Origin of the sequence: Streptomyces sp. HPF1205 (genome assembly GCF_020400825.1) — a bacterium.
Classification (GTDB): domain Bacteria; phylum Actinomycetota; class Actinomycetes; order Streptomycetales; family Streptomycetaceae; genus Actinacidiphila.
In genome coordinates this window covers 1-593 of record NZ_JAINVH010000143.1, presented here as the reverse complement: position 1 = coordinate 593, position 593 = coordinate 1, and the positions used below count along the sequence as shown (strand labels likewise).

The 593-nt window shown below is 68.6% G+C and carries 1 protein-coding gene; it reads left to right on the top strand.

Translation table 11 applies throughout. From position 1 onward, the window contains the following. Nucleotides 1-593, top strand: a 593-nt coding sequence (locus K7G61_RS36020) for a zinc-binding dehydrogenase (RefSeq protein WP_225851367.1), incomplete at both ends; no start/stop codon positions are given.

Sequence of the window (593 nt, the reverse complement as noted above, 5' to 3'; positions counted from 1 at the left end):
GAAGTGGGACACGCTGCGCGGACTGGGTCTGGATGACGACCATATCGCCAGCTCGCGTGACACGGGTTTCGCGGGGAAGTTCCTGGCGGTTACGGGTGGGGAGGGTGTGGATGTGGTTCTGAACTCCCTTGCGGGGGAGTTCGTGGACGCGTCATTGGAACTGCTGCCGCGGGGTGGTCGGTTCCTGGAGATGGGCAAGACCGACATTCGGGATGCCGGGTCGGTGCCGGAGGGTGTGGTGTACCGGGCGTTCGACCTGGTGGAGGCGGGGCCCGCGCGTATCGGCGAACTCCTGGCGGAGTTGCTGGAGTTGTTCGCGGCGGGTGCGGTGTCGGTGTCGCCGGTGCGGTGCTGGGATGTGCGGCAGGCGCGGGAGGCGTTCCGCTTCGTCAGCCAGGCCCGTCACATCGGCAAGGTCGTCCTGACCGTTCCGCACGGCCTCGACCCGGACAAGACCGTCCTGATCACCGGCGGCACTGGTGCCCTGGCGGGCCACGTCGCCCGCCATCTGGCGGAACGCGGTGCGCGTAACCTGCTGCTGCTCAGCCGTCGTGGTCCGGCAGCGCCTGGTGTGGCGGACCTCGTCGAGGAGT